At 68.2% G+C, this 7,264-nt stretch carries 9 protein-coding genes; 6 read left to right on the forward strand and 3 right to left on the reverse strand.

Translation table 11 applies throughout. The features are described from left to right. Positions 1–138 precede the first annotated feature (138 nt). The gene (locus ACI2JH_RS17025) at positions 139–957 is read left to right on the forward strand and encodes an endonuclease/exonuclease/phosphatase family protein (RefSeq protein WP_157825004.1); all 819 of its coding nucleotides are present in this window, start codon (positions 139–141) and stop codon (positions 955–957) included. Between the two features lie 82 nt (positions 958–1,039). Here the strand turns inward: ACI2JH_RS17025 and ACI2JH_RS17030 are convergent, their stop codons facing one another. Next, positions 1,040–1,651, reverse strand: coding sequence for a superoxide dismutase (locus ACI2JH_RS17030; protein ID WP_101098562.1), 612 nt, complete (start codon positions 1,649–1,651; stop codon positions 1,040–1,042). A 199-nt stretch (positions 1,652–1,850) separates the two neighbouring features. Here ACI2JH_RS17030 and ACI2JH_RS17035 point away from each other — a divergent pair, with 199 nt between their 5' ends. Both ACI2JH_RS17035 and ACI2JH_RS17040 read left to right on the forward strand, forming a co-directional pair. Further along, positions 1,851–2,303: a ribonuclease domain-containing protein gene (locus ACI2JH_RS17035; protein WP_101098563.1), complete on the forward strand. Its 453-nt coding sequence runs from the start codon at positions 1,851–1,853 to the stop codon at positions 2,301–2,303. Beyond that, positions 2,300–2,716 carry a barstar family protein gene (locus ACI2JH_RS17040; protein WP_319277600.1) on the forward strand — a complete coding sequence of 139 codons (417 nt, stop codon included), beginning with the start codon at positions 2,300–2,302 and terminating at the stop codon, positions 2,714–2,716. The genes ACI2JH_RS17035 and ACI2JH_RS17040 overlap by 4 nt, the downstream gene beginning before the upstream one ends. 4 nt (positions 2,717–2,720) lie before the next feature. On the opposite strand, the gene ACI2JH_RS17045 is transcribed toward ACI2JH_RS17040, so the two are convergent. Continuing rightward, positions 2,721–4,493 carry a hypothetical protein gene (locus tag ACI2JH_RS17045; protein WP_404736778.1) on the reverse strand — a complete coding sequence of 591 codons (1,773 nt, stop codon included), beginning with the start codon at positions 4,491–4,493 and terminating at the stop codon, positions 2,721–2,723. 10 nt (positions 4,494–4,503) lie between these two features. Continuing rightward, positions 4,504–5,103, reverse strand: coding sequence for an NfuA family Fe-S biogenesis protein (locus ACI2JH_RS17050; protein WP_101098566.1), 600 nt, complete (start codon positions 5,101–5,103; stop codon positions 4,504–4,506). Positions 5,104–5,198: 95 nt separating this feature from the next. Here ACI2JH_RS17050 and ACI2JH_RS17055 point away from each other — a divergent pair, with 95 nt between their 5' ends. From ACI2JH_RS17055 to zupT, 3 genes are all read left to right on the forward strand, one after another. Next, complete coding sequence (locus ACI2JH_RS17055) at positions 5,199–5,540, forward strand: 4a-hydroxytetrahydrobiopterin dehydratase (protein WP_042613277.1); 342 nt, start codon at positions 5,199–5,201, stop codon at positions 5,538–5,540. Between the two features lie 5 nt (positions 5,541–5,545). Continuing rightward, the gene (locus ACI2JH_RS17060; RefSeq protein ID WP_404736779.1) at positions 5,546–5,968 is read left to right on the forward strand and encodes an energy transducer TonB; all 423 of its coding nucleotides are present in this window, start codon (positions 5,546–5,548) and stop codon (positions 5,966–5,968) included. 95 nt (positions 5,969–6,063) lie between these two features. Further along, entirely contained in the window at positions 6,064–6,873 is an 810-nt protein-coding gene (gene zupT / locus ACI2JH_RS17065; protein WP_182656736.1) for a zinc transporter ZupT, read from the forward strand. Positions 6,874–7,264: the final 391 nt, after the last annotated feature.

Below are 7,264 nucleotides of genomic sequence, written 5' to 3' on the forward strand. Positions count from 1 at the left end.
GCGGACACTAAAGCGCCAAGGTTACCGGAATCAAGGCACCCAGCGCACGCTGCAGGGCTGCATGACAGCGCTCTAAAAGCATGGCAGAGACGCTGCGGGGTCACGACGCCTGCACGGCGCAAGCGTAAACTTATCGTTATGCGCACCCCTCCTTTCCCCCTGTTGCTGTGCGTTGGCCTGTTGTTGGCTCCCCTGGTGGTCCGTGCCCAGCCGGCGGCGGCAAGCCCGCTTGCCGAACTCAGCGTGGCCAGCCTGCAGCTGCCCGCACAGGAGGATCCGGGCTGGGAGCATCGTCGCGAAGCGATCGCCCAGCTGCTGGCCACCCTGCGACCGGACGTGATCACGGTGCAGTCGGTACTGCAGGAGGGTCGTCGCAACCCGGCCTGCTGGCTTGCCAGCCGGCTGCGCTACAGCTGCGATTTCATCACCTCCGATCCGCCCAGCCAGGCCCAGCGACACGGCAGCGCGATGCTCAGCCGGCTGCGCGTGGAAGAAGACGGCGTCACCCTGCTGCATCCCCCGGGACGCTTCAGCGCTGCGGGCATGATGCGCGTCGCCGTCGGCGAGGGGCAGGTCAACATCTATGTGGCACGGTTGCGGCCAGAGCCGGATACCGCGGTCAACCGCCAGCACCAGACCAACGACCTGATGGCCTGGATCGCCGCGACCTCCGACGGCCACCCGAGCCTGGTCGCCGGTGATTTTTCCGCCAGCAGCAGCGAGGTGGTGCGCGGCATGCCCGGCTTCCAACCGGCGCGGCGCAACCCCTCGGCACGGGCGGAAAAGCCCGGCGCGGCGAACGGCAGCGTCGACAGCCACGGACTGGACGTGCTGTTCCAGGTCAAATCCTTCAGCGGAAAGCGCCAGCAGCGCATCGAACTGCCGGCCGAGGGTGAAATGCCGCTGCTGCCACTTGGCGTGATGGCCGTGCTGCGACTGCAGGCTCCGGCCGGCTGACGCGACGCTGCGCACCGGCGCAACGAAAAAGGGCCGCGCTGGAATGCGCGGCCCTGCTGGTTCTACCGGAACGCTGTTGCGATCAGGCAACTGCTTCCTGGTAACGACGCTCGACTTCATTCCAGTCGATCACGTTGAAGAACGCGCCGATGTATTCCGGCCGACGGTTCTGGTACTTCAGGTAATACGCGTGCTCCCAGACATCCAGGCCGAGGATCGGCGTGTTGCCTTCCATCAGCGGGCTGTCCTGGTTGCCGGTGCTTTCCACCACGACCTTCTTGTCCGGGGTAACGCTCAGCCACGCCCAGCCGCTGCCGAAGCGCGTCAGCGCCGCCTTGGTGAAGGCGTCCTTGAACTTGTCGAAGCCACCGAGATCGCTGTCGATCTTCTTGGCCACCTCACCGACCGGATTGCCGCCGGCGCTGGGCGCCATCACGGTCCAGAACAACGAATGGTTGGCATGGCCGCCCCCGTTGTTGCGCACCGGGCCCTGCAGGTTTTCCGGCAGCGACTTCAGCTTCTTGACCAGCTCTTCAACCGGCAGGTCGGCGTACTCGGTGCCTTCCAGCGCTGCGTTGACGTTGTTGATGTAGGTCTGGTGATGCTTGGTGTGGTGGATCTCCATGGTGGCCGCATCGATATGCGGTTCCAGGGCGTCATAGGCGTAGGACAGCTTGGGCAGGGTGTAGGCCATGGTGCATCTCCTCGTAGCTTGGGGACCTGGCGCACGCCAGGTGGTGCACGGTAAATGATGGGGACAGGTGTGAAGATTACCAAGAGGGATGTAAAGGAAACTTCGTCCTGCAGGTGACCGTGGTGCGACAGCGTGGCCCTCATGCGCGATGCAGTCCGGCGGCGTTACAGTGGCCACTGTTTCCACGCCTGCCATCGCCATGCGCAATCCCCGCCTGCTGATTACCGCCATCGCCCTGCTGCTGCTCGGGCTGGTGGGCAACCATTTCCTGCAGCGCCCGGCCAAGCCGCAGTTCGCGCCCAGCCTGTCCGGCACGCCGGCGCCGGCGGCCACCTCGGCCGCGCCGGCGGCCCATGCCGCGCTGCCGGGCTTCCTGCCCGCCGAAGCGCGCCAGACGATCGCGCTGATCCAGCGCGGCGGCCCGTTCCCGCATCGCCAGGACGGCAGCGTATTCGGCAACCGTGAGCAGCGGCTGCCGCAACGCGAGCGCGGTTATTACCGCGAGTACACCGTGGAAACGCCGGGCGCCGGCAACCGCGGCGCACGCCGCATCATCACCGGCGGCAAGCCACCGGATGCCTGGTATTACACCAGCGATCATTACGAAAGCTTCCGCAGCTTCAATGTACCCGCGCAGGGGGCCGTGCCATGACCCACGATGCCTTCGGCCTGGGCCTGCATGACCTCAACAACGCTGGCGTGTATGCGATAGGAGAGGGCGACGAGGCCGCGCTCGCCGCCGCCATGCGCGATGCCGGCCTGCTGGTGCGCCGGGTCGATCTGGAAGGGGTCGCAGACAAACGCACGCTCCTTGCACGACTTGCCGCGCAGCTGGATTTCCCCGCCGGGTCCGGCGGCAACTGGGACGCGCTGTCGGACAACCTGCGCGACCTGTCGTGGCTGGGCGCCGCAGGCGGGCACGCACTGTTCCTGGACCGCATCGACGCCCTGCGTGCGCAGGACGCGGCCAGCTTCGACACCCTGCTGGAGATCCTCGACGAAGCCAGCCAGTACTGGGCCGAGCAGGACCTGCCGCTGTGGGCGTTCCTGTCCAGCGGATACTGAGCGGTCAGCGGACGCTGCCGTTGTCTTCCTGCAGCTCTTTCTTGAACGGAATGTCCGGCGGCGGACGCGCGATGGCCGGCTGGTCCTGCATGTTCGGATCGTTGAGGCCGCACCCACCGCCGAACTGCAGCACCGAAATCACGCAGGAAATCTTCGTGCTGGTACCCGGCAGCGGGATTTCGACCGACTGCACGCCGCGCCGCACCCACTCGGCAAGCAGCGATTCATTGGGCACCCAATACTTGTCGAACGAGGTCGGGGTGTAGTCATACGGCGGTCGCTTGAGCCAGGTGCCGGACTGCGCGATGCGGTCGCGGCTCCAGCCATCGTTGTCGCCGCCAGGCGCACCGCGATCGGTGTTGCCGGCGCCGTCCTGGCCGGGAACGCGCACGCTGCCGTCCGCGTTGAAGACGCCGCTGCCCTGCCCGGCATCACGATTGGCCTGCGCGCCGGCACTGCTGCCGGGACGATCACGGGTGGACGCACCCCAATCATCACCGCGCGCCGGCGTGGCCCAGTTGCCCGGCGTGGGACGCGCCTGCGCACCCGCCTGGCCCGGTGCGCGCGATGCGGCGGTAGATGCCGAAGCCGCTGCAGCCGCTGAAGAAGACGATGAGGCCTGGGCAGCCGCGGTCGCTGACGGGCGCGGGCTGGCGCTGGCAGCGGCGTTGGCAACGGCACGTTCGCGCACGGTCGGCTCGGGACTGGGTCGCGTGCGCAGCGCCGGCTCGCGCCCCGGCACCGTCGGCACGCTGATCGCAGGCGCGGTCACGGCAGTTACTTCGCGTTCGCGCACGACGGTGGGCTCACGCGGGGCAACCTGCACCGCCACCTCGGACGGCGGCAGTCGCATCGGCGCCGGCACCTGCACCGCAAGCGAGACCTCGCGCTCACGCACCTGCACCATGGTTTCAGACGGCGCACGGGTGCGCACGGGCGTTACCGGACGCGGCGTGACCACGGCCGGGGCCTGCACGACCTGCACCTCGCGTTCGCGAACCGACGGTGCCGCCTGGCGCGGGACCACGGTGACTTCGGTACGCGGCACGCTGACCGGCGGCACCACGAAATCGGTTGTTGCCTCGGCCACGTCCGTCGCCTGTACCGGCGGCGTCGGCAGCGGAGGCGTCGGTGCAGGCGGCGTCGGCTCGGCAGGCGTGGGTTCGGACACCATCGCAGGCGCGGCAGCGGCTGCGTCCGGGGCCGGCTGCGCCGCTGCGGTGGACGCTGCCGACGCGCTGTCCCGTGCTTCGGACGGGGGTGCCGCTGGGCCGTCCGCCGAAGCCGCACCGGCCTCGGCAGCTGCTGCGGCCTCGCTTCCGGGCTGCTCGCCGCCACCTTCCTGCGCGCCCTGCCCGATGAACTCCACCTGCACCCGCTCGCCCTCCCCACCCTGGGTATCCGGCTGCGAAGAGCGCACCAGTGCCACCCACACCAGCAGGAAGGCAAACAGCAGGTGCAACAGCAGGCTCACCCCTGCCGAAGTCCAGCGCATCCAGCGCTGGTCGCGCGGGGCCGGATCCCATTGCTGCCATCCCAGGCGACGCAGCGCCTGCCACATCGTCAGTCCCGGCAGGCGCCCACTGCTGGCCGGTAGTGGCCGCGGCAGCAGCACCGCAACCAGCTCACGCGCATGCTGGGGACGCGGCAGCGGCGGACGCGCGCGCAGCCAGATGGCCCACCCATACGGCAGGCCGGTCTTCTTTTCCAGAATGGGCGGCTCCTGCTGGCGCGCCAGCAGGGCCTCGATCCACTGTGCAGCCCGGGATGACGGCACGCAGCGGGCGTCAGGCGACGTTGCCGCGCGGCATGTACGGCGCCTGCCCACTATCGTGGTCGGTGGCATCACGTACCGCCGTGATGCCCGGAACCCGGCCCATCAGCGTCTTCTCGATTCCCTGCTTCAACGTGACATCGGCCATCCCGCAGCCCTGGCAGCCGCCACCGAAGCGCAGCAGTACCACGCCGTCGGCGGACACTTCCTGCACCGCGACCTTGCCACCGTGCGAGGCAAGCTGCGGATTGACCTCGTTCTCCACCACCCAGTGCACGCGCTCCACCAGCGAGGCCGCATCACCGGGCGCTTCCCCCTTTATGCGCGGCGCCTTGATGGTCAGCTGCTGGCCGCCGGCGTTGCCGGTGACGATGTCGATCTCGGCGCCGTCCAGCCAGCCCACGCTGTCGGAGGCCACGTACAAGGTGAAGCCGTCGCAGTCCACCGCCCACTCGTCGCCGAGCAGGTCGGCCGGTTCGGCGAACTCAAGCCGGGCATCGGCGCGGGGGGTGCCGGGGTCGACCGCGGACACGCGCACGCCCATGCCAGGCACGCCTTCGCGTTCGATCAACTTGCGGAAATGGGTCTGGGCGGTGTCGGAGATCTGGATCATCGGGCTATTCTAACGAAGTACCTGTTACGCGATCATTCGGTTTATACACTGGACCGCGCAATGTTCAGTCAACGATTTCAGAGGTAGAGCATTCCATGAACGATCTGGTCCCACTGGAACAGGCCCATTGCATCCCCCGCCGGGGCAACGAGCACCGTCTGGGGCAGGCCAGGCTGGCGGAACTGCTGCCGCAGGTGCCCGGCTGGGAACTGGTCGAGAACGGCCAGGCCCTGCAGCGCACCTTCCGCTTCAAGGACTATTACCACACGCTCGCCTTCGTCAATGCGCTGGCCTTCATCGCCCACCGCGAGGACCACCACCCGGACCTGGGGGTGCATTACGACCGCGCCGTGGTGCGTTATTCCACGCACGACGTGGGCGGGCTGAGCGAGAACGATTTCATCTGCGCTGCCAAAGCATCGGCCCTGACGGAGTGACTGCCATGACCCTGCGCCTGTGGATCCTGCCCCTGTTCGCCACCGGCCTGGCCGCCTGCGGTGGTTCCGGCGAGCCGGCGACGCCGGCCGCGCCGGCCACCCCGCCGACCGAAGTCGCCGCGGTCAAGACCCCGCCGCCGCAGTACCCGATCGAACTGGCCTGCAGCGGCGTGGGCGGCACCACCACCCTGAAGGTCGTGGTAGGGGTGGAAGGCAAGCCCACCGAAGTGACCCAGCTGACCAGCAGCGGCAACCCGCAGCTGGACGAACAGGCGCGCACCGCCGTGCAGGGCTGGCAGTTCAACGCCGCCAGCCGCAATGGCCAGAAGATGCCCGCCACGATCCAGGTGCCGGTGAGTTTCAACCCGCCGCAGCCGCGCCCGGATGAATGCTTCGCGGTGGAAGAACGCCTGCGCCGCGGCGGCTGATGCCGGCTTTCCGCCACGGCCCGCCGGCGCCCGCCCTCCCTCCCCAACGCCCCGCCCGAGCGGGGTGACCGCCAGCTGAAGGATTGCACCGGCAGATGCTGCAGATTTCCACCGAGAACGTCTGGATCGCCTTGGCGGTCACCCTGGCCGCGGGTCTGGCCACCGCGCTCGGCAGCCTGATGGTGCTGTTCGCAAAACGTCCCAACCCTCGCCTGCTGGCCTTCGGGTTGGCGTTTGCCGGCGGCGCGATGGTCTACGTGTCATTGTCGGAGATCCTCAACAAGTCGATCGACTCGTTCACCCAGGCCTACGATCCGCGCCTCGGCTTCACCTATGGCACCCTCGCTTTCCTGCTGGGCATCCTGGTGATCATGGGCATCGACCACCTGATCCCCAACCCGCACGAGAGCCTGGACGCGAAGGATCCGGACTTCCGCGCCGACAACAAGGCCTATATCAAGCGGGTCGGCCTGCTGACCGCCGTGGCGATCACCGCGCACAACTTCCCGGAAGGCCTGGCGACCTTCTTCGCCACGCTGGAAAGCCCATCGGTGGGCATGCCGCTGGCCTTCGCCATTGCCATCCACAACATTCCCGAAGGCATCGCCATCGCGGTGCCGGTGTACTTCGCCACGCAGAACAAGTTCTACGCCTTCGCGGCGAGCCTGCTGTCGGGCCTGGCCGAGCCGATCGGCGCGGCGCTCGGCTATTTCCTGTTGTCCGGCTCGCTGAACCACGCCACCTTCGGCTGGGTATTCGGGCTGATCGCCGGGGTGATGGTGTTCCTGGCGCTGGACGAGCTGCTGCCGGCGGCCAAGCGTTATGCGCAGGGCCACGAAACGGTGTACGGGCTGGTGGCGGGCATGATGACCCTGGCGTTGAGCCTGGTGCTGTTCAAGTGGTGAGTGGGTTGGCGAACGGGTAAGACCCCCTCGCGGCTGGCTGGAATGCATCAGAGGCTGGGCCGGACAGGTTCCGTGGCTGCCAGCCGCGTAGAAAAAAAAGAAAAGCGGTAGCGCCGACCCATGGTCGGCGAGCGCAGCGGGCCGTTGGCGGGAACATTCCGCCGACCATGGGTCGGCGCTACCCTTTTTATTGCGCGGCGGATGGCGACCGGAACCTGTCAGGGGGTTGGGCGGGTGGGGTATGCGGGGACTTGAGCGGCAGGAGCCGCGAAGAGCTACATGGATGTACTTGCGCGTGCCCCGCATACCCCCCCCCCCCCCCCCCCCCCCCCCCCCCCCCCACCCCCCCCCCCCCCCGCGAGGGGGGCCGCCCGTGGCGGCGAGCAACATA

Origin of the sequence: Stenotrophomonas sp. NPDC078853 (genome assembly GCF_044901215.1) — a bacterium.
Taxonomy (GTDB): Bacteria; Pseudomonadota; Gammaproteobacteria; order Xanthomonadales; family Xanthomonadaceae; genus Stenotrophomonas; species Stenotrophomonas lacuserhaii.

What these genes read in the sequence shown, in the direction of transcription:
- ACI2JH_RS17025 (WP_157825004.1), top strand. Translation starts at nt 139, where the DNA reads ATGCGCACCCCTCCTTTCCCCCTGTTGCTGTGCGTTGGCCTGTTGTTG.
- ACI2JH_RS17030 (WP_101098562.1), bottom strand. Translation starts at nt 1,651, where the DNA reads ATGGCCTACACCCTGCCCAAGCTGTCCTACGCCTATGACGCCCTGGAA.
- ACI2JH_RS17035 (WP_101098563.1), top strand. Translation starts at nt 1,851, where the DNA reads ATGCGCAATCCCCGCCTGCTGATTACCGCCATCGCCCTGCTGCTGCTC.
- ACI2JH_RS17040 (WP_319277600.1), top strand. Translation starts at nt 2,300, where the DNA reads ATGACCCACGATGCCTTCGGCCTGGGCCTGCATGACCTCAACAACGCT.
- ACI2JH_RS17050 (WP_101098566.1), bottom strand. Translation starts at nt 5,103, where the DNA reads ATGATCCAGATCTCCGACACCGCCCAGACCCATTTCCGCAAGTTGATC.
- ACI2JH_RS17055 (WP_042613277.1), top strand. Translation starts at nt 5,199, where the DNA reads ATGAACGATCTGGTCCCACTGGAACAGGCCCATTGCATCCCCCGCCGG.
- ACI2JH_RS17060 (WP_404736779.1), top strand. Translation starts at nt 5,546, where the DNA reads ATGACCCTGCGCCTGTGGATCCTGCCCCTGTTCGCCACCGGCCTGGCC.
- zupT (WP_182656736.1), top strand. Translation starts at nt 6,064, where the DNA reads ATGCTGCAGATTTCCACCGAGAACGTCTGGATCGCCTTGGCGGTCACC.